The 19248-nt window shown below is 62.9% G+C and carries 14 protein-coding genes; 8 read left to right on the forward strand and 6 right to left on the reverse strand.

Annotation, left to right across the window (positions count from 1 at the left end; genetic code table 11):
* Position 1: 1 nt before the first annotated feature.
* Positions 2-2923: a helicase-related protein gene (locus ACX80V_RS17980; RefSeq protein WP_485844289.1), complete on the reverse strand. Its 2922-nt coding sequence runs from the start codon at positions 2921-2923 to the stop codon at positions 2-4.
* 537 nt (positions 2924-3460) lie between these two features.
* Between ACX80V_RS17980 and ACX80V_RS17985 the strand changes: the two genes are divergently transcribed.
* The gene (locus ACX80V_RS17985; protein ID WP_485844290.1) at positions 3461-4234 is read left to right on the forward strand and encodes a ScoMcrA-related endonuclease; all 774 of its coding nucleotides are present in this window, start codon (positions 3461-3463) and stop codon (positions 4232-4234) included.
* On the forward strand, positions 4200-4679 hold the full coding sequence (locus tag ACX80V_RS17990) for a hypothetical protein (protein WP_485844291.1): 480 nt from the start codon (positions 4200-4202) through the stop codon (positions 4677-4679). Before ACX80V_RS17985 ends, ACX80V_RS17990 begins: the two co-directional genes overlap by 35 nt.
* A 77-nt stretch (positions 4680-4756) precedes the next feature.
* Here ACX80V_RS17990 and ACX80V_RS17995 read toward each other — a convergent pair whose 3' ends face one another.
* A complete protein-coding gene (locus ACX80V_RS17995; RefSeq protein WP_485844354.1) occupies positions 4757-7876 on the reverse strand; it encodes a DEAD/DEAH box helicase in 3120 nt (1039 codons plus the stop codon).
* A 1027-nt stretch (positions 7877-8903) separates the two neighbouring features.
* Between ACX80V_RS17995 and ACX80V_RS18000 the strand changes: the two genes are divergently transcribed.
* Positions 8904-9926, forward strand: coding sequence for a hypothetical protein (locus ACX80V_RS18000; RefSeq protein WP_485844292.1), 1023 nt, complete (start codon positions 8904-8906; stop codon positions 9924-9926).
* Entirely contained in the window at positions 9913-10365 is a 453-nt protein-coding gene (locus ACX80V_RS18005; RefSeq protein WP_485844293.1) for a hypothetical protein, read from the forward strand. The genes ACX80V_RS18000 and ACX80V_RS18005 overlap by 14 nt, the downstream gene beginning before the upstream one ends.
* A 236-nt stretch (positions 10366-10601) precedes the next feature.
* On the opposite strand, the gene ACX80V_RS18010 is transcribed toward ACX80V_RS18005, so the two are convergent.
* Positions 10602-12014, reverse strand: coding sequence for an amino acid permease (locus ACX80V_RS18010; RefSeq protein WP_485844294.1), 1413 nt, complete (start codon positions 12012-12014; stop codon positions 10602-10604).
* A gap of 43 nt (positions 12015-12057) precedes the next feature.
* On the reverse strand, positions 12058-13167 hold the full coding sequence (hisC, locus tag ACX80V_RS18015; RefSeq protein ID WP_485844295.1) for a histidinol-phosphate transaminase: 1110 nt from the start codon (positions 13165-13167) through the stop codon (positions 12058-12060).
* Positions 13168-13259: 92 nt separating this feature from the next.
* Here hisC and ACX80V_RS18020 point away from each other — a divergent pair, with 92 nt between their 5' ends.
* Both ACX80V_RS18020 and ACX80V_RS18025 read left to right on the forward strand, forming a co-directional pair.
* Positions 13260-13763: an Lrp/AsnC family transcriptional regulator gene (locus ACX80V_RS18020; protein WP_252563665.1), complete on the forward strand. Its 504-nt coding sequence runs from the start codon at positions 13260-13262 to the stop codon at positions 13761-13763.
* Between the two features lie 120 nt (positions 13764-13883).
* Positions 13884-15557 carry a thiamine pyrophosphate-binding protein gene (locus tag ACX80V_RS18025; RefSeq protein ID WP_485844296.1) on the forward strand — a complete coding sequence of 558 codons (1674 nt, stop codon included), beginning with the start codon at positions 13884-13886 and terminating at the stop codon, positions 15555-15557.
* 106 nt (positions 15558-15663) lie between these two features.
* Here the strand turns inward: ACX80V_RS18025 and ACX80V_RS18030 are convergent, their stop codons facing one another.
* Positions 15664-15951 (reverse strand): hypothetical protein, encoded by a 288-nt coding sequence (locus tag ACX80V_RS18030; protein ID WP_485844297.1) that lies wholly within the window; start codon positions 15949-15951, stop codon positions 15664-15666.
* A gap of 344 nt (positions 15952-16295) precedes the next feature.
* Between ACX80V_RS18030 and ACX80V_RS18035 the strand changes: the two genes are divergently transcribed.
* Both ACX80V_RS18035 and ACX80V_RS18040 read left to right on the forward strand, forming a co-directional pair.
* Complete coding sequence (locus ACX80V_RS18035) at positions 16296-16613, forward strand: hypothetical protein (protein ID WP_485844298.1); 318 nt, start codon at positions 16296-16298, stop codon at positions 16611-16613.
* Between the two features lie 194 nt (positions 16614-16807).
* On the forward strand, positions 16808-17704 hold the full coding sequence (locus ACX80V_RS18040; protein WP_485844299.1) for a ketopantoate reductase family protein: 897 nt from the start codon (positions 16808-16810) through the stop codon (positions 17702-17704).
* A gap of 190 nt (positions 17705-17894) precedes the next feature.
* Here the strand turns inward: ACX80V_RS18040 and ACX80V_RS18045 are convergent, their stop codons facing one another.
* On the reverse strand, positions 17895-19142 hold the full coding sequence (locus tag ACX80V_RS18045) for an endonuclease/exonuclease/phosphatase family protein (RefSeq protein ID WP_485844300.1): 1248 nt from the start codon (positions 19140-19142) through the stop codon (positions 17895-17897).
* Positions 19143-19248 lie beyond the last annotated feature (106 nt).

Consider the following 19248-nt stretch of genomic DNA (forward strand, 5'->3'; position numbering starts at 1 on the left):
CTCAGTGCTCTCCTTCCGCAGGGGTGTTGAGGGGCACAACGACAAGCAGCGGCCGCACGAGGCGGCGGTCCGGGGCAAGTGAGGAGACGATCTCCTGTTCCTGCTCAACGCGTGCTTTGTTCTCTTTTAGGCGCCGCGTACTCATGCCGGGGAGCTGTGCCTGTCCGTGAACTTCGCTCCATGCGTCCGCTCGGCCGTGCCATTCAACCAGCCGATGGTCGGCGGCCTGGGCGGCGGCCTCGAACGTGATATCGAGCGAGCCGGTGGTGTTCTTGACGGCGCGGGCGATGTAAGGCTGGTACGCCCCGGCGTCAGCGACTGGTCCGGTGTTGATCGACTTTTCGGTGAGCCCGATCCCACGGAGGTACTCGGCGAGGCTCCCGATCTGTTCGGGGATGCACAGCTTGCCGCCCTGAGTCGCGAAGAACGCCTGCGAGATGACCTGTCCGCGGCGGTTCATCAGTGTGCCCATGAGGAGGATGCTCGGCTCCTCGACGTCGGCGCGGACCACAGGAACCTCGTTGCCGGCCATGGACGCGAGGGCGCGATCGCTGGCCCATTCGAGGACGGGGTGCAGCGGGCCGAGGAAGTGGGCCTCGGGCCACGTCGTGGCCTTCTCACCCTTCGCGGGGATGGCCTTCTTGGCGGCGTCGAGCTCGGTCTGGCCCTTGTCCAGGGTTGTGGCCAGTTTGAGCTTTTCCGTGACCTTGCGGTCGGCGAGGTAGCCCTGCGGCAGGTGCGCGAGCCGCTGCTGGAGGTCGCGGGGCGGCTCGAGTTCCGCGATCTGGTGGTGCGCATGGACCCTCCAGCTCACCCCTCCCCCGGCCCCGTTAGCGGGTGGCTCCTCGGGGTTGACGAAGGCCTCGTGGAGGGCGTCGTCGAGGTAGTCCAGCTCGCTCGAATAGAGCCCTACGCCGGCGTCCGTCGGCACCCGGGGCGAGCCGCCGCCGGCGTCGGCGGTGAGCTGCTCGAAGAAGCTGTCGAAATCGCCGAAGGCGCCATCGTCAGTGTGGGCCGGGTCGAGGACATTCTCGACGGTGCGCACGACCTGCTCCTCCGTCTGCTTGCCCGCGAGGACGGCAAGGATCGCTTTTTGTTCTGCGTCTACGCTGTGCAGACCCATGAGAGAAGCGACATCATTCAGGGCGCCGTGGGCCACGTGCTCGCGTTCCATGAGGCGGGTGATGACCTTGAGATCTCCGGCGAACTTCTCGTGGTCCGGGTGCAGGAGGAGCGTGGTGATCTGGGGGTTCTTCTTCTGGCCGTACCGGTCGATGCGGCCGTTCCGCTGTTCGATGCGGATGAGCGACCACGGGATATCGAAGTGGATGAGGTGATGGCACTGGCTGTGGAGGTTCACACCTTCGGAGGCGACATCGCCTGTGACAAGCACACGGATGGGTGAGGCCTCCTGCTTGAAGCTTTCGACAATCTCCTGCTGCTCCACGTCGCTGAGACCGCCGTGGAGGATGCGGACATTCTCCGGCTTGAGGCCGAGGTCCTTGGGCAAGTGCCGCTCGAGCCACATGAGCGTGGGGACCCGCTCAGCAAAAACGACGGCGCGCATGCCCGACTTGGGACCGACCCCGATTGTCTTCAGGTACTGGGCGAGCTCCTGGTACTTGGCCGAGGGCTTCTTGAGGGACTCCTCGGTGAGGGCCCTAAGGTACTCAAGGGCTTCGTGCTCCCGGTGTTCCGCTGGCAGCTTCCGGTCCGCGACCTTGCGGAGGCGCTCCTTGACTGTTTCGAGAAGCGCCGCCGGGCTTGAGAGGAAGGCTTTGGCGAGTGTCCACGGGAAGAGTGCGCTGTTGGCGCCGGAGTAGGGGCTGGAACCGATTTGGGGATAGAGCCAGGAATCTGCGATTTCCTGGGCGACGGCGTTCTCGGCAGGACTTGCCGCGATCAGGCGATTGTCCGGTTCGAGGCGTTCCATCCAGTTGGCGCCCACCTCAGCGGCTACCTCGGGACTGTGACGGTGACGGCGGATGATGAGGCGCTGAATGTCGTTTCCGTCGAAGGTGCCGTCCGGGCGAATGGCGGTGGGGTCGAGGAGACGGATCAGTTCGGCGAAAGACTCTTGCTTGCCGTTGTGTGGGGTTGCGGACGCCAGGATCAGGGCCTCGGCGTTGGGAGCAAGGATCCTCGCGAGCTCATTGTTGAGCGTTCCTGCGTTGGTGAGGTTGTGGGATTCGTCGATGACGACGGCGTCCCAGTGGATCTTTTGCAGGTGCGCTTTGTATCGGGCTGACTTGAGCGTGTCGATCGAGATGATGGCGCGCTTGAAATAGGTGAACGGGTTGCGCGTCGCCGGGAGGGTCTGGCGGACCTTCTGGATGCCGGCCGAGTCCAGGCGGACGAACGGGAGCGCGAAGCGGCACCAGAGCTCGTGCTGCATCTGCTCGAGGACATGCCGGGGCGTGACGACCAGGACGCGTTCCGCCCTTCCGCGCCGGGACAGCTCGCTCAGGATCATGCCGATTTCAAGCGTCTTGCCTAGCCCGACCGCGTCCGCGATGAGGATTCTGGGGCGGACGTTCTGGGGGTCTAACGCGCGAGCGACGGCGATGCGCTGGTACTCGAGTTTGTCAGCGAGCATGCGGGTGGAGACAGTGAGCCCCTCATGGTCTTGAGGGATGGGTGTCTTACGGAGCGTGGACTCCAGCCAAAGGCGTGCACGACGGTAGTTGGGGCTCACATCCGCAACTGGGATTGCTTGGGCGGGGTCGACCACTTCGATGTCGTCGATGCTGTGGTAGAAGGCAGCGGTGGTGTCCCGAACCAGCTCGCTAAGTCCACGGACCCTGATGAGGAGGCCGTCGCCGGTTTCCTCAGCTCCAGTAACCAGCCATTCTTCGTCTCGAACGTGAACAACTGAACCGGGTGCGACGTTGAGCTCGATTTTCTCGTTTACTGCAGCTGACACTGTTCCTTGCTTTCTTCTGTCCCCAAAGCTGCCGGATAGCGCATAGGCAGCAGTGACCCGAGGGTCAAGAGACATCTAATCACTCAAAGGTGCAAAGCGAGCAATATTGGCCTCTGAGAAGCGTACTTTTTGCTGGCCGGCCACAGGTAATTGCATCCACCGCCCAGCCATCAAGATCTCGCCCATGTTCTACAGATCCGAACCAACGGAGGATCTTAGGGTTGGCGCTCCAGTGACGGTCTGACCCGCCGTCGCCGAGTCAGTCGTTGTATGAGCGGGCAGACCTGGACGCCGCTCGCCCAGAGCGATGGATTTCCTCACGATTTGGCGCTGCTTCCGGCAGTCGCGAATTGTAGGCCCGCGAGGAGACCGACTGTCAGGGGCACAGACGTTTTCGCGTCTCACGGCTAATCTAATGAACGGACCTGGAGTGCTGTCTCTGTTGCAGGCCACTGGAACAGAGACAGGGGACCGTGGCAACATTCTTCGGACGATTCTCGGAGTCGGAACTCCGAACGGCTAGGTCAAGAGCCATCGATGAAGCGGTCAGCCAGCCTGGGTCGGAGCGGGCTGAGACGAAAGTACGGCTTCGGCTCCGCGAAGAAGTTCGGCGCAGTCACTGCTGGGCACCATTTCGACAGCAAGGCCTTGTCGGCTGCCGTGGCAGCGCATCTGATACCGCCGCTGGCACTTACGTCGGATAGTTCATCAGGCGGGGTAGCCACGACCGGGATACTCGATGGTTGTGACATACCTTGGATCGATACCGACCGTCTGAAAAACGGGGACAGAAGTGGCCAAGACAACCCTGACGCTGCGGGCGCGGACTCTTCGGCTCACGTCACCCGGAACTATTGGTGGGCCAGCCAGGGAGAAAACTACTCGACCGTCATTCAACAGGGCTCGCTTTGGGCTCCACACTTCCGCGCCGACGGGCAGCCCGGACACGATGACTGGCAGGCGTTACACCGCATGATGCCTGGTGACGTGGTCTTTCATTACGCCGCTCAGCAGTTCAAGGCGATTTCCTTGGTCGTAGCAGCGGGAGTGGAATCGGATCGTCCGCCAGGGTACGACGGATATCCTCATGGCACGCTGGTACTTGTTCAGCCCTGCGTCGTCGATATGGAAGTGCGTCTGGACGTCCTCAAGACGGTCTTTCCGCCGGGTGTTGGCCCCATGAACAGGACTGGGAACCCTGGCAGGGTCTACGTAGCCACGATCCCGCCTGAGGTAGGCGGCCCTGACGAACTATCTCAGTGCCGGATCTCTGGGGATGCAGTCTCTCGCACAAACTCGATCAACGGGTGAGCCAGACACCGGCCAGCAGCTTGACATTGAGACCACTGACATCGCTGGGTCGATGTTCCGACGCGCGGAACAGCGCTACCTTAGGGAAGCCCTGCTGGCCCGCTATGGCAATCAATGCGCTATTTGCGGGCGGTTTCTTCCCAAGAACCTGCTGATCGCAGCGCACATCAAGCTTCGTTCGCAATCGAGCCACCGAGATCGTCTCGATTTTGCAGCGGCGGCCATGCTCGCCTGTTCCCTGGGGTGTGATGCACTGTTCGAACGCGGATATCTCACTGTCGACGACGGCGGCCTGGTGCGGACTACTCCTACGGATGACCCCGAGTTGCTGCGCGTGCTGGACAAACTTGGGGGTTCCCGCTGTCTGGCATTTTCAGAGGCAACCAAGAAAAATTTCGAGTTTCATCGTCAAAGCCATAACAACGGCACCAGAGCGCGACGGTAATCGGTCTCCGTCGCGCGCGGGCGTGCACGACGGAGACCGATACCAACTTTCCGGACCGGTCGACCGGGCCGCATCGACTACTGCGCCACGGCAGCAGCTGTGGCGTAGACGTCAGCGGGCATCGGCCGGTGGAGCTTCCATGTGATAGCAATCGGCCTCTCGCCTGCGTGCTGTACATAGTCCACCTGCCCGAGGCACGTGTACGGAACGGTCAGCCCGGTCTCGTCGTCCGCAGTATCCCGCGTAAAGATTAGGATCTTCGAGCCGTGCGAGGCCCGGTCCAGGTACCGTCGGCCAGTTGGGCTTCCGGGTGACGTTGCGTTCTGCGATTCCCAATGGAACAGCTCCGGGCTGATGGCATAGTCCTTGTACATAGTCGTCACCGAGTGCTTCTTGTCATCCTTGTTGAGAGTGACAAAGAAGGCATCGGTAGACGTAGCCGGACACCAAGCAACGCCCTCGCGGTGCTGCACGTTCTTACCCAGCTCCAGCGATCCATATTGCAGGGCCGCCAGGACCTCTTCGCGCCGGTAGGTCGCGTGCGAAAGCAGTGGAACGTGCTGCAGCCCCGCACCGAGCCCTCTGGCGGCGTGCTTGGACGCGGCCACGCCAAGTTTCACGATCTGGCGTATCTCGCTGCAGACAAACTGGTAGCCGCGCAGGTAGTCCAGTCCGGCGTCGTAGGTCTTGAAACCGCCGCCGTCATCCCACAGCGTGTAGAACAGCATCCGGGCGAAAGTCTGCTCGCGCATTCCGAGATCCGCGTAGCGGGGCGCATCGGGGCCGACCAGCATCGAGTAAGCCTCGGCGCGTTCCGGATCGTCCACGTGGATGAGCGCAGCCATTCGGCCCAGGAGCTTCCTCTCATCGGCATCTGAGAGCTCCTGGATCCTCCCGCTGAGAACCGCCTCCAGAGGCGAGAACCCCTCGATCAGCCCCGCTTGGCGGAGGTAGCCGGTCCACGAATCCCTGGTCGAACGGTAGATCGACTTCACATCGTTCCCGGAGTGCTCCAGATAGGCCTCCAGCTCAGTCTCCGCATACGAGGCGATGTCCCGGACCAGCTGCGCCCTGTTGAACCGCAGCTGCGCCTTGATGTTATCCAGCACCACCTTCTGCGCCACCCGGTCTAGCACGATCTGCGAACCGGACGGCAGATACGGGAACTCGTCCTCGACAGCCCTCTCCAGTTCCTTGCGCCCGTAGCCGGTCAGCGCCCGGTACCGCAGATCAAAGCGGAACTCCCGGCGCTGCTGGCCGATGAAGTCCATGACTGTCAGCACCGCCTTGCCCTCGGCACGGCGCAGCCCCCGCCCCAGCTGCTGGAGAAAAATTGTGGCGCTCTGCGTGGGCCGCAGCAGCAGGATCGTGTCCACCTGCGGCAGGTCCAGCCCTTCATTGAAGAGGTCGACGGCGAAGATACAGTTGATATCCCGCCGTCGGAGGCGTTCCAGCGCCGCTGCGCGGTCGGCGTCGTCGGTGCTCCCGTCGACGGCAACGGAGGCGATGCCGGCACGGTTGAACACCTCTGCCATGTAGTGGGCGTGCTGGACCGAGACGCAGAAGCCAATGGCCCGCATCTGGTCGGTGCTTGTGACCTTGTCGCGGAGTTCGCGGATCACCTTGGCAGCGCGGGCGTCGTTGCCGGTGTAGAGGTTGCTGAGCTGGGCTGCGTCGTAATTGCCGCGCTTCCATTCGAGCTGGCTCAGGTCGACGTCGTCAGACACACCGAAGTAGTGGAACGGCACCAGCAGGTCAGCGTCCAGGGCGTCCCACAGCCTGAGCTCACTGGCGGTGCGCCCGTCGAAGAACTGTTTGGCGACGTCGACCCCGTCGCCGCGTTCCGGCGTCGCAGTAAGTCCGAGAAGCTGACGCGGCTGCAGGTGATCCAGCAGGCGTCGGTACGTGGGCGCCATGGCGTGGTGGAATTCATCGATGACGACGACGTCGAAAAAGTCCGGCTCCAGCTGTTCGATGCCGAGCGATGACAACGACTGGACGGAAGCGAAAATATGCTTCCACTCTCTCGGCTTGTGGTCCCCCACGTAGAGTTCGCCGAAGGCGCCGTCCTGCATGACATCCCGGTAAGTGCCCATGGCCTGCTTCAGGATTTCCTGCCGGTGGGCAACGAAGAGCAGCTTCAGATCGCGGCCTGCGGCCTCACAAAGGCGTTTGTAGTCCAAGGCCGCGATCACTGTCTTCCCGGTGCCCGTGGCGGCGACCAAGAGGTTGTGGTTGAAGCCTTTGAGCCGCTCTGCTTCCAGCTCTTCGAGCATCTCCTCCTGGTGGAGGTACGGCTGGACTTCGAGCCCGGTGGCTGCGTCCGGTGCTGCCGTGCGCCGGCCGCCGTTGCGCTCCAGCGCGGCGTCCAGCTTTTCGCCGTCGCGTTCAGGATCATAACTTTGGAAGGCACGCTGCTCCCAGTAGCTGTCAAAAGTGACCTCGAACTTTTGCAGCAGCGTGGGCGTCCCGATGGAGCTGAGCCTGACGTTCCATTCCAGGCCATCGAGGAGGGCGGCCTGGCTGAGGTTGGAGCTGCCGACGTACGCGGTGTCGAAGCCGGAGTTGCGGCGGAACAGCCAGGCTTTGGCGTGGAGGCGAGTGGCCTGAGATTCGTAGTTGATCTTCACTTCGGCGCCGTAGCGGTTGACGAGCTCGTCGATGGCGCGCCGTTCCGTGGCGCCCATGTAGGTAGTGGTGATGACGCGGAGTTTGGCGCCGCGCTCCTTGAACTGCTCGAGGGCCGGCTCGAGCAGGCGGAGGCCGGTCCAGCGGACGAAGGCGCAGAGAAGATCGACAGTATCTGCCGACTCAATCTCGGCACGGAGCTCCGCGGCGAGGTTAGGTTCGTCCTTGCTGTTGGTGAGCAGGGCCGAATCACTCAGCTTCGTGGTGGGACGGCGGAGCTGTCGGCGCTTGAGCGCGTCCGGGCGGTATAGTGCCCGCAGTTGAGTGGGGCCGTCCGCGATTCGGTCCATGGATTCTAGCTCGTCGAGGAGTTTGTTTGCGAGAGCTACACGTTCCGTTGGTCTGGCTGCAGTGAGCGCTTTAAGGACTGCCTCGGCGATGTGGCGGGACAGAATCTCCGGGGCGTCTTCGTCGTCTATTTCAGCGAAGAATGGCTGTAGTTCTCTGACATTATTCAGCCGGTTGTCCAGCAGGTCCGTGTTGAGAATCTCGTACAAACCCTCGGGCAACCGCTCCCCCGTCACTTCCCCAATGAAATTAGTCACTGCGCCAGCATAATTGGTGCTGCGAGATACAACGCAAGGAAGAGGTACACAAAATGAGCAAGGACCACATCTTGCATCCATTGCCCACCTGTCCCTCCGGCCGAATAGCACGAACCAGTGCACCTCCGCCTCCAGTTCTTTGAGGCGTGGAACTACGCCAGTGATGCGAGCCACTCGCTGCATGTGGCTACCGCGACGGATCCTAAGGGCGTCCCTAAGGCTGTATTCTCGGGTTGCGAGATAAAGATTTGAAAGGTGTGAGAGTGCTTCCCTGGATCCAAGGATTGCGACCTATAGAGGAGCAAGACGCCAGTCGCATGTCTTGGATGGAACTCTTCTATAGGCGGTTCGTCGGCCAACTGAATGGCGTTCCTGCCGCCCCAAAGACGGAGCAAGCGGAGGTTCTACTCGATGGGGGACGTCGGCAAACCTACTACTACGTGGGACGTTGCATGCCGGAATACGGGGCACTTTGTGTGGCTCATGATGGACCAACCGCACCCGACCAGCCCACGCGTACCTGCGCCTTTGATACGGGGGGAATGGTACATGGAAAAATTCGCTTGACGCGCAACCTTTCTACAGCTGAGAAAGTGTCCGTCGTTGAGTCCTATTCCTATCAAGGGAACAAATATGAGAGTCCCTTCGAAATGTGGGCTGTGGGGTCTTTCCGCTCGGTGACCAACTACGTTCGGGGCGAACGTCCTTCGCTCAGTCTGGTGCCGGAGATCGAGTTGAGATCGAATGAACCGTTCGCATGGACTTGGGAAGGGCGCCACCGCGCAACTGATCGGAAAGAGCCACTTCTGACACCTATAAAGGTGTATATGCGCAGGGGGCATCCGCGGCTATACAAGGAGTGGCTTCGCCAATCGAGGTTGCTAGATGCCAGGGAGACCGTAGTCCACCTCAGGCAACTTGCACTTGTATTGGAAGAGACGCCAGACCCGGCTGGACAGATGATGCGTTTCCTTGAGAGTAGAGTGACACCATGAACAGCGGTACTTCCGGTTTCGAATTGGTCGGGTTTGTCGCGGACCTCGTCGGCAACGAGGGTCACTTCATTACGGCTGAGGCAGTCATCAAATTCGACGAGGAAGTTTACGTCGCACCGACTTCCTCTGAATGGAGAACACATGACCTCAGGCGTGTCGGTGCCGATCAACGCGACTTTATCTACTGGTTCCCACAAACAAGCTCGATTTTTATTGATGAGGGACAGTCGATTTGGTTGGCTGGTCCTCAATTTGTAAGTAAACTGGCGCAAGCATCTCCTCTCAAGCTTGGAGAATTCCGAAGCCAATTTTTGGCATGGGCAGGCTTTCGAAAGTATCGCTGGACGATCGGAACCGACGCTGGGTTTCAGAGCCTTAATCTAAGACTCGCACGATCAATAGAGCAACTACTACACCAGATTCTGTTCGACTCCAGTGCATCTTCCTTCGGAAACGCTGACATCTTGTACGATCTTTTTAGTGTTCTAGATGTTCCGGGGCGACCCGAGTTCGAACTCACTAAGGCACTTTACTTTGATGAAAAACGCGACGAATACTCCAAGACGTTTGTAATCGAAAATGCTATTCTTGATGGGATTTTTCGAAACCATTGGGCATTTACATTGAAGTTGCGTGCCATGAAAGCCCGTCTGCGGCGTGCGCGATTGCGTGATACTAAGAAAACTAACCCACACCCGCTCAAACAAGGTTTGCTCGCGATAACCAGAAGTCATGAGGAAGTTACGGCAGCGACTGTAGTTTTTGATCGCATTCGTCTGGATATAAGCAAGAGTTTAGCGGCAGGACTTCCTTCTCACGGGAATTATGCGAACGCAAAAGTCAAGATTTTGGCTGCCGCCATGGAAATCGAGACACTTGATCACTCTAATTCTATTCTTGAAGTCGGAACATATCTGCAGATCAAAAATGGTTGGACCGTAAATCGGAATATGTTGATCCGTGACGCCGACATGTGGAAACCAATGACGAAGACAAGAGGCGACTATGGCTCGCAATAGAGACGACGAGCATCCCGAACCGACTGAGGACCAGGGCATCGGAGAACAAAAGCATGGCCGAGGAGATCCGGAACTTGAAAGAGTTGTCGAACAATACGAATTAGAAAACAATGATTACGATCTGTATTCGAAATCTGACGACTACGCGCAGCGACTTGAGGCTTTACACGCCGCATACGCAGCGGCGAATGAGTTCAGTCAGGGTGACTTCGTGCAGTGGAAGCCCCATATGCGAAACCGCCGGTTTCCGTTTTACGGCCGTCCGGCCGTGGTTGTCGAAGTCCTGGATTCCCCTCTATCACAGACTGCAGATGGGGAGCTTTTGGATGAGCCAGCAAATATACGGCTCGGAGTGCTGCATCCTGACGAAGAGTTCACTGTTCATCTCTTCAACAGCAATCGATTCACAACCTGGACTGGAGCTAAGGCCCCCGATTAGTTCCAAATTTTGAACAGTATGGGACCTTGCAACTTGGGCCTGCCGATGTGCGATCTTCCCGCGCATCGGCAGGCCACCACCAAATCGCGCACCGCACGTCCCCCGGGGCTGGCTCTGCATGAGCAGGTGTCTTGCACTTCAGCGCACGTGCACTGTGCGAAATCGGCACATGTCAAGCAAACAGGGTCGAACGCATTTGGCCACCCTTCGGCCTCGTGAAGGGTCAAGCACCTAATTCAGTCCATCAGAACCGGCCGCTTGGCACGCTCCGAAGACTCGGCAACCGGCGCAACCTTGCCGGAACGGTGGTGGAGCCAGTTCGCCACCGCCAGAAGCGCCACGAGTGCGAAAGTGCTCAGGAGCTGGGGACGGGAATCCTCGCCGATGAAGCCCACCGTGAAGATCGCCGCGAGGATGAGCAGGCCAAAGCACGTGAGCCACGGGAAGCCGGGCATCCGCAGGGGAAGCGCCGTTCCCTCGCGGTCGGCGCGGAGGCGCAGCGCGAGCTGGGCGAGGAGCGCGGACGTCCATACCAGCAGGCAGGTCGAGCCCACAATGTTGAGCAGCACGGGAAGGACCTTCTCGGGGAAAGCCAGCTCCAGCACAACCGTGACAACGCCGAAGGCGACGCTGGCGAGGACCGCGATCACCGGGACCCGTGCCTTGGACACCGAGGCGAGCACGCGTGGTGCTTCGCCCCGCTCCGCGAGAGAGTACGCCATCCTCGACGCACCGTAGAGGTTGGCGTTAAGGGCGGAAAGCAGTGCTGCGACGGCCACCAGGGTGATGGCGGTGGCTGCACCGGGCATGCCGGCGGCCTCCAACACCGCGGCAAACGGGCTCTTCAACCCGGCCGAACCCACGGGAACCACCGCCGCGATAACGAAGATCGCACCGATGTAGAAGACCAGGATGCGCCACAGCACCGTCCGGACTGCTTTCTTCACGCTGCGGGCGGGCTCCGCGGTCTCGGCTGCCGCCACGGACACGATCTCGGTGCCGCCGAATGCAAAAGCCACCACGAAGAGTGCCGTGGCGATCCCGGCGAAGCCATCGGGCGCGAATCCGTCGCCGGTGAAGTTGGCCAGACCCGGCGACTGCACGCCCGGCAGCCAGCCGAAGAGCAGCGCCGCGCCCACCAGCAGGAACCCGACGATTGCTGCCACCTTGAGCAGGGCAAACCAGAACTCGAACTCACCGAAATTCTTCACACTCGTAAGGTTCACGGCGGTGAGCACCACGATGAACACGAAGGCCATCAGCCACACCGGCAGGGCCGGGAAGATGGTGGCCAGCAGGCCTGCCGCGCCGAGCGCTTCGGCCGCGATGACCACCACAAGCTGCAGCCACCAGAGCCAGCCCACCGTGGCACCGGCCACCGGCCCGTAGGCCTTGGCGGTATAGACGGAGAAAGCACCGCTGTCCGGATTGGCGGCGGCCATCTCGCCGAGGGCCCACATCACCAGGATGATGAGCGTGCCGGCCACGAGGTAGGAGATCAGCACGGCCGGGCCGGCAGCCTGGATGCCGGCGCCGGAGCCGATGAAGAGGCCCGCGCCGATGGCGCTTCCGAGCCCCATCATCGTGAGCTGGCGGGGTTTGAGTGCCGCGCCCAGTGCGCGGCCAGACGTCTTTGTCTGTTGTTCCATGGCTAGTCCTCTGGTTGTAGGTGGAACGGATGGGGGTTTCAGGTCAGTCGATTGTCGAGGCTGCGTGCGCCTCAAGGAGCCGGAGCACACGATCGTTGGACGCAGGGCTGGCAACGGTGATCCGCACGCCGTCCCCCTGGTACGCCCGGACCAGGATGCCTGCGCGGTCAAAGGCGTCCACCAGCCTCGCGCAGAGATCGTCATCCGCACGGATCCATAGGAAATTGCCCTGGCTGGCCTGCAGTTTCCAGCCCTGGGCTTCCAGCTGCGCGGCCATCCGTTCGCGCTCCTGCCTGACCGCGGTGACCCGGGCTTCCATCTCCTCTCCGGCGTCCAGGGACGCGATGGCCGCCTTCTGGGCCAGCGCGCTCACGGAGAAGGGAAGGGCGGTCCGGCGCAGTCCCTCAGCGATGCCTGGAGCCGCCACGGCGTAGCCCACGCGCAGCCCGGCAAGTCCGTACGCCTTCGAGAAGGTGCGCAGGATGCAGACGTTCGGGTACTGGCGGTAGAGCGCCAGGGAATCGGGGCCGCTGCCCGCTTCGGCGTATTCCACATACGCCTCGTCGATCACCACGAGGATGTCGGAGCGGACGGATTGCAGGAAGGCCTCGATCCGTTCGTGGCTGATCGGCACACCGGTGGGATTGTTGGGGGTGCAGAGCAGGATGACCTTGGTGCGCGCCGTGACGGCCGCGGCCATGGCACGGAGGTCGTGGCCCTCCGCGCCGTCCAGCGGGATGCGGACCGGCAGGGCTCCTGCCAGCTCAACCAGGATGGGATAGGCCTCGAAGGAGCGCCACGCGAAGATCACCTCATCGCCGGCGTCGCACAGGCCGGTGATGACCTGCTGGAGGACGCCGACGCTGCCGGGTCCCACCGCGACCTCCGCGGCAGTGACGCCGAGGTGGCGGGCAAGCCGTTCGCGGAGTTCGACGGCGGCGCTGTCAGGGTAGCGGTTCATCGTACCGGCCGCTGCGGCCACCGCAGCGGCGGCAGCGGGAAGTGGCTCGAAGTGGCTTTCGTTGCTGGCGAGGGCCGCGATGTCCGTGCGGGCGCTGCGCCGGCCCGGGACGTAGGGCGGGAGGCCGGACACAGCGCCGCGAAGCGTGGGAAGCGCGGTATCCGGTGCGGTCAGGAGTTGATCACGGGTCATGAGGAACGATCATGTTGTGACCCGGCCCACAATGCAAGATACGCTCAACCCATTGGGACTTCTGCTCAACTTCTACTGTCTGTGGTGAAAATATGACCATCCCGAACCCCCGCACCGTGGATTCGCTCGACGGCAGGATCATCCTGGCCCTCGATAAGGATCCGGAAGCCAGCGCCCTGGCACTCTCGCGGACGCTCGGCGTCGCACGGAACACGGTCCACGCCCGGCTGGCACGGCTCGAGCGCAGCGGCGCCCTCCGCTCCTTCAGCCGGAGACTGGATCCCGCCGCGCTTGGCTATGACCTGATGGCCTTCCTCTCACTGTCCATCAGCCAGACACGGACAGGTGCGGTGGAAGACGGGCTCGCCGCGATTCCGGAGGTCATCGAGGTGCACGCCACCACCGGGGACGCGGACCTCATGGCCAAGGTGGTGGCCCGCAGCACGGCCGATCTCTACCGCATCACCAACCAGATCCTGGAAATCGAGGGGATCCAGCGGACCAGCACGGCCATTTCCGTGCTGGAACTCATGCCGCCCCGCTACGACGGCCTCCTGAGCCGGCTGTCGGAGCAGGAATCCCGCCCTTCCAGCTAAGGACGGGTGATGCGCGCCACACGTGGGCATATTTTCACTTATACCCACATACTCCTGCCAAATATCCCAATCAAACTTGTCGCTATTGCCTATCTGCTGACCAGCCCACAAGCTTCCTGCATGACTTCACTTACCGTCTCCGGCCGCGTGGCGCAGGTTCTCAGCAGCTATCTCAGCGATGTCTTCGGCGTTATGGGCAACGGAAACGTCTACTTCCTGGACGCCGCGGAAAAGCTGGGCCTCCGTTTCTCCCCCGTCCGCCATGAAGGCGCCGCCATCGCAGCGGCCGACGCCTACTACCGGACGTCAGGACGTCTCGCAGCAGGCACTACCACCTACGGCCCCGGCTACACCAATGCACTCACCGCCCTCGCGGAGGCGGTCCAGGCGCAGATCCCCGTGGTGCTGGTCACCGGGGACGCTCCGAGCACTGGCGCCCGGCCGCAGGACGTGGACCAGGCGGCAATCGCCGCAGCCCTCGGCGCGGCCACCTTCACCGTCACCCGCGACGCCGCGGGCGCCATCACCCGGCAGGCGGTGGAATACGCACTCACCAAGCGGACCGCCGTCGTTATTGCCATTCCCTACGACCTCGCGGCACTCGAGGCTGCGGACGAGGAACTTCCGGCGCCGTCGGCACCAAAGGTGACGGACGACGTCGACGGCGGCCTTGGGCAGGTGGCCCGCCTGCTCGCCGGGGCGAAGCGGCCGCTGATCCTCGCCGGCCGCGGTGCGCATCTCGCCGGCGCCGACCCGGAGCTCCGGGAGCTCGCCGACCGCCTGGGCTCGCTGACCGCCGGAACCGCCCTGGCGCTCAATCTCCTTCAGGGCGAGGGATACCTCGGCGTGGCGGGCGGCTTCGGCACGGACACCGCGGCCGGGCTCATGGGTGAGGCCGATGTGGTCCTCGTGGCCGGGGCCAGCCTGAGCCCCTTCACCATGCGGTTCGGGCACCTGCTCGGCCCGGACAGCACCGTCATCCAGATCGACACCGCCCTGCAGCCGACGCACCCCCGGGTGGATACGTTCGTCAGCGCGGACGTGAAGTCTGCTGCGGGACACATCCTGAGGATGCTGGACGGCCCGGCCTCGCCGGACGCCAGCCGCGCAGAAGCCTGGCGCGCGGAAGCCCGCCGGCGCCTGGCCGAGGGGCCGGCGCACCATCCAGGCTCCGCGGAGACGCCGGACGGCAGGCTGGACCCGCGCACCCTTGCCACGGCACTGGATGCGGTGCTGCCGGAGCGCCGCACGGTGGTCCAGGACGGAGGGCACTTCGTCGGCTGGGCACCCATGTACTGGCGCATCCCGAGGCCGCAGGACCTGGTCATGGTGGGGACCGCCTACCAGGCCATCGGGCTGGGTCTTGCCAGCGCCGTCGGGGCGGCCCGCGCTGTGGAGGATAGCCGCACCCTGGTGCTGGCCTCCGGCGACGGCGGTTTCCTGATGGGCCTGTCCGACCTCGAATCGCTCATTGGTGCGGCGGCCAGCGCCGTCGTGGTGATCTACAACGATGCCGCCTACGGAGCCGAAATCCACCAGTACGGCTCCCAGGGCCTGACCGAAAAGCCCATGCTGATCCCCGAGGTGGACTTCAGCGGCATCGCCCGCGCGCTCGGCGCCGAGTCGGCGATCATCCGCTCACTGGCGGACCTTTCCGTGCTCAAGGACTGGATCGATGCCGGCGCCAGGGGAACCTTCGTGGCCGACTGCCGGATCACGTCGAGCGTCCGGGCCCCGTGGCTGAGCGAATGGATGGAGGCCTCGCAGGCCGCGAAGGCGGCGGTGGCGGTGTAGCTGCCCGGCTGGCACGAAAAAAGGAGGCCGACGACGACACCCAGTGTCGCCGTCGGCCTCCTTCTAAGCCCGCGGTGGTGCTATCCCACGCAGGGCGCTGGGGGCTCTATGCCGCCGTTGGAAGCGATACGTAGCTGCCCTCGATGACGCTGGCGGCAACAACGGGAGTGCCGTCCACTGTGACATAGCTGCCCCGGGTGACGGGGCGCAGGTTTCGGCCGCCAGCGACGGTGACATAGCTTCCCTCGACGCCGACGGGGACGCTGCCGGCGGGGAGAGTCACGTAGCTGCCGCCGCGCACTGCGGTGTCAGGGACAGTGCTAGCGGTAGCGGCCTGAAGGGTGGTTTCGGTGGTGGATGAGGAGGTTTCGGGGCGTTCGGTCAGCAAAGTCATGGGTTCTCCGTGGGGTTTCGGGATGAGTGCCATACAGGTTCTTGTGCCGCTCAAGCAGGAGGGCGGTTGCGCGTGATGTCGCTTGCCCCGCTGGCCCGGGTATGTTCACCGGTGCGGTACTCAAGGGCTACGGTGGCCTGTATCTAACTTTACGACTTATTGTGAGCTACTCAAAATAAGGTGGGAAGGCTCACGTTTTTACGCGAGGCACCTACGACTACGTCATCCCTACCTCGGCGCGGCATCACATAGCCGCCCAAGTAGGCATTTCTCCCCTGTTCGCCGTCCGATGCCGGGACTATGCTGATCCGCACATCAACGTCCACCGCCGTCAAGGAGCCGTCATGGCCGGGTTTGTGCAGATCATCGAATTCAAGACCTCCCGTATCAAGGAGATTGAAGAACTGGGCCGTCCCTCAAGAACCGTAGGGAGCGCTCCGGCCACGTTCCGCCGGATTGTTGCCACGGCGGACAGGGACCACCCGGGCACCTACTTCACCATCGTCGACTTCGAATCCTTTGAGTCGGCGATGGAGAACTCCGGCCGGCCGGAAACGTCGGAGTTCGCTGCCAAAATGGCGGAACTGTGCGACGGACCCGTGATCTTCCACAATCTGGATGTCATGTGGGAGGACACCGGAGACGGCGCGGGCAACGGCTAGCCAGCTTCAGCAGGCCGCCTGACGGGGCGCGGGCGCAACCTTCCCGGAACGGTGGCGAACCCAGTTCGCCACGGGTGTAAGGGTCCTGCTGAAACAACCTAGCCTTGGAACATCGGATACAAAGCCTCATCTGCTGTTCCCAGGCTCCTGTGTCCGGTTAATCCTTGAAAACCACCCCGGAAAGGCATGCACCCATGCGGATACTCGTCCTCGGAGCCGGAGCCACAGGCGGGGCGTTCGGTACGCTCCTGCAGGAAGCGGGACGGGATGTCACCTATTTGGTGCGTCCGCGCAAGCAGGAGGTCCTTCGCCGCGACGGGTTACGCTTCATCTCCCCCACCGCTGACCGGACGCACCCGGTAAAAACCATCACCGCCCCGGACGGGTCAGAGGCCTTCGATCTGATCCTCGTCACGGTCAAAGCCACCGCGTTCGAGGGCGTACTCGGCGAGATTGGCGCTTTCGTCGGGCCTGGAACGAGCATCATTCCCATCCTCAACGGCATGGCCCATGTGGACCGGCTTGAGCAGTTGTACCCGGGCCAGGTGCTCGGCGGCCTGGCCCGGATCGTCGCCACTCTTGAGGGCGATGTGGTCCGCCAGCAGATGCCCCTCACTTCCCTCACGGTGGGCGGGCTCAACGGAAATCCTGTCCCTACGGATGTTTCCGAAGCTCTGGACGTGCCCGGCGTCGACTTCTCGGTAGTGGACGACGTGGCCGGCGCCCTGTGGGAGAAATGGGTATTCATCGCGGCCGCAGGAATCGTCAACTGCCTGTTCCGGGCGCCGGTTGGACGGATCATCGACGCCGGCGGGCGGTCCAGGATCCTGGAGGCCATCAGTGAAACCGAAGCGGCGGCGGCGGCGGCAGGACATCCCGTTTCCGACGCCGGTCATGCACAGGCGGTCGGTATCCTGACTGAACCGGGATCGGCGTTCACTTCCTCCCTGTACCGGGACCTCAGCGCAGGGCTCCCATCGGAAGCCGAGCACATCCTCGGCGACCTTGCCGCCAGAGCCCGCAGCTTCAACGTCCCTACGCCTCTGTTGGAGCTCACCCTCATCCAGGTCAGGGCCGGCCTTCCAACCTGAACCACTCCGGCGCGGCCAGCACGCGGCGGAGTCAGCGACCGGAGCGGGCGAGCTGATCAACCGGCGACGCCGTGCTCGTCTCGCTGCACCGGAGGACCGGACAAGACTGCCGCATCACATCGAGCGTCCAGGCCCCGTGGCTGAGCGAGTGGATGGAGGCCTCGCAGGCGGCGAAGGCGGCGGTGGCGGGCTAGTTGCGCACCTGCAAGTCCACCCACACGAGACGGTGGTCGCTACTCGGGAACGGATAGACGCCGGTCAGCCGTGAGAGAGCGTCTGCCTGGGTCGGCCAGAAAACACCGGATCCGAGCACCGTGGTCCTGCGTGAGGGCAACACGTAGTCAGCCCGCAGGTTTCCCGGCGCGGTGTCGGCGAAGTCAGCGGTGTCATAGCGAGGGTCACCTTCATGGGTGGCGTTGGCTCCGCCCTGCAGGGCCGCCGCCTCCACGGCACCATCAGACGCTGGCTGAGGGTCGATGATCTGCTTGGAATCGAGGAGTTGGTTGATCGCGGCATCCACGGAGTCGCCGTCGAACGGGTCCGCGTTCTGGTCACCGACGATGACGAACGGTTCGCTCGGCAGGAGCCCGCGCTTTTTACCCTCGTCGTCCACGATGTACGATGAATTGCCCGGGGTGACGTAGTCAGCCCAGAACCGGATCTCATCGTGGTTGCGGCGACCGTTCCGGTCCTCAGCACCGTCAAAGGTTGGCGGTGTCGGGTGCGAGGCGAGCACGTGCACCGTTTCGCGGCCGACCTTCACCGGGACATCCCAGTGCGACTTGCTCGACAGGCGCACCACCTCGAGCTCCTCCGGGGAAAACCAGTCGGCCGGTTCGGGCGTCGCCGCGTTGTCCGGCAAAAGCGCCCCTGGCATGTCTTTCCACAAGAAGTTCTGGAACGTCCTCACGTTCTCCGTGTCGATGGGGTACTTCGACAGGATGGCCATGCCGTATTGACCCTCGAATGCACCGAATCCGAAGGCGTCGTCGCCGCCGGCGACTTGGCCGTTGTTATTGAGGTCGAATCCGCTGGGGATCCCGGTGTTCGACGGCGCTACGTAGGCGTACGGGTAGTCGACCGGATTAGCCCCGCCCTGCCCGATCGCCAGGTAGTTGTCGCGGAACAGATCAGCGGCACGCATCCCGGGCACGTAGTCGAACTCATTCAGCAGGATGACGTCGGGGTTCGCACGCTGGATGACCTCGGCAACAGTGCGCGCCTGCTGGTCGTCCGGAGTGCTCAGATCGGCCTCGAGTTCGCCGGCGCTGGCCCGGTTGAGCGACAGGTTGTACGTGGCAACCCGCAGGTCCACCGTGTGGTCCCTTTTGGGCTCGGCTTTGGGATCGGCGGCGGCCGGAACCCCGCCGAAACCAACGGCGAGTCCGCCAAGAACAGCAGCGGTGACGGCAGCGGTGAATGGGCGTCTCGTGGACATGGGACTCCTTGGCAACGGAAATGTGGCGGTAGGAACGACGGCGCGTTCAACCTATGCCTCGAAGGTGACCACGAGAAGTACCTCAGGCGAACGGAAATGGCATGGA

Source organism: Pseudarthrobacter arbutini (genome assembly GCF_054510915.1).

What these genes read in the sequence shown, in the direction of transcription:
- ACX80V_RS18020 (WP_252563665.1), top strand. Translation starts at nt 13,260, where the DNA reads ATGACCATCCCGAACCCCCGCACCGTGGATTCGCTCGACGGCAGGATC.
- ACX80V_RS18025 (WP_485844296.1), top strand. Translation starts at nt 13,884, where the DNA reads ATGACTTCACTTACCGTCTCCGGCCGCGTGGCGCAGGTTCTCAGCAGC.
- ACX80V_RS18045 (WP_485844300.1), bottom strand. Translation starts at nt 19,142, where the DNA reads ATGTCCACGAGACGCCCATTCACCGCTGCCGTCACCGCTGCTGTTCTT.
- hisC (WP_485844295.1), bottom strand. Translation starts at nt 13,167, where the DNA reads ATGACCCGTGATCAACTCCTGACCGCACCGGATACCGCGCTTCCCACG.
- ACX80V_RS17990 (WP_485844291.1), top strand. Translation starts at nt 4,200, where the DNA reads ATGCAGTCTCTCGCACAAACTCGATCAACGGGTGAGCCAGACACCGGC.
- ACX80V_RS18040 (WP_485844299.1), top strand. Translation starts at nt 16,808, where the DNA reads ATGCGGATACTCGTCCTCGGAGCCGGAGCCACAGGCGGGGCGTTCGGT.
- ACX80V_RS18035 (WP_485844298.1), top strand. Translation starts at nt 16,296, where the DNA reads ATGGCCGGGTTTGTGCAGATCATCGAATTCAAGACCTCCCGTATCAAG.
- ACX80V_RS18010 (WP_485844294.1), bottom strand. Translation starts at nt 12,014, where the DNA reads ATGGAACAACAGACAAAGACGTCTGGCCGCGCACTGGGCGCGGCACTC.
- ACX80V_RS17985 (WP_485844290.1), top strand. Translation starts at nt 3,461, where the DNA reads ATGAAGCGGTCAGCCAGCCTGGGTCGGAGCGGGCTGAGACGAAAGTAC.
- ACX80V_RS18030 (WP_485844297.1), bottom strand. Translation starts at nt 15,951, where the DNA reads ATGACTTTGCTGACCGAACGCCCCGAAACCTCCTCATCCACCACCGAA.
- ACX80V_RS18000 (WP_485844292.1), top strand. Translation starts at nt 8,904, where the DNA reads ATGAACAGCGGTACTTCCGGTTTCGAATTGGTCGGGTTTGTCGCGGAC.
- ACX80V_RS18005 (WP_485844293.1), top strand. Translation starts at nt 9,913, where the DNA reads ATGGCTCGCAATAGAGACGACGAGCATCCCGAACCGACTGAGGACCAG.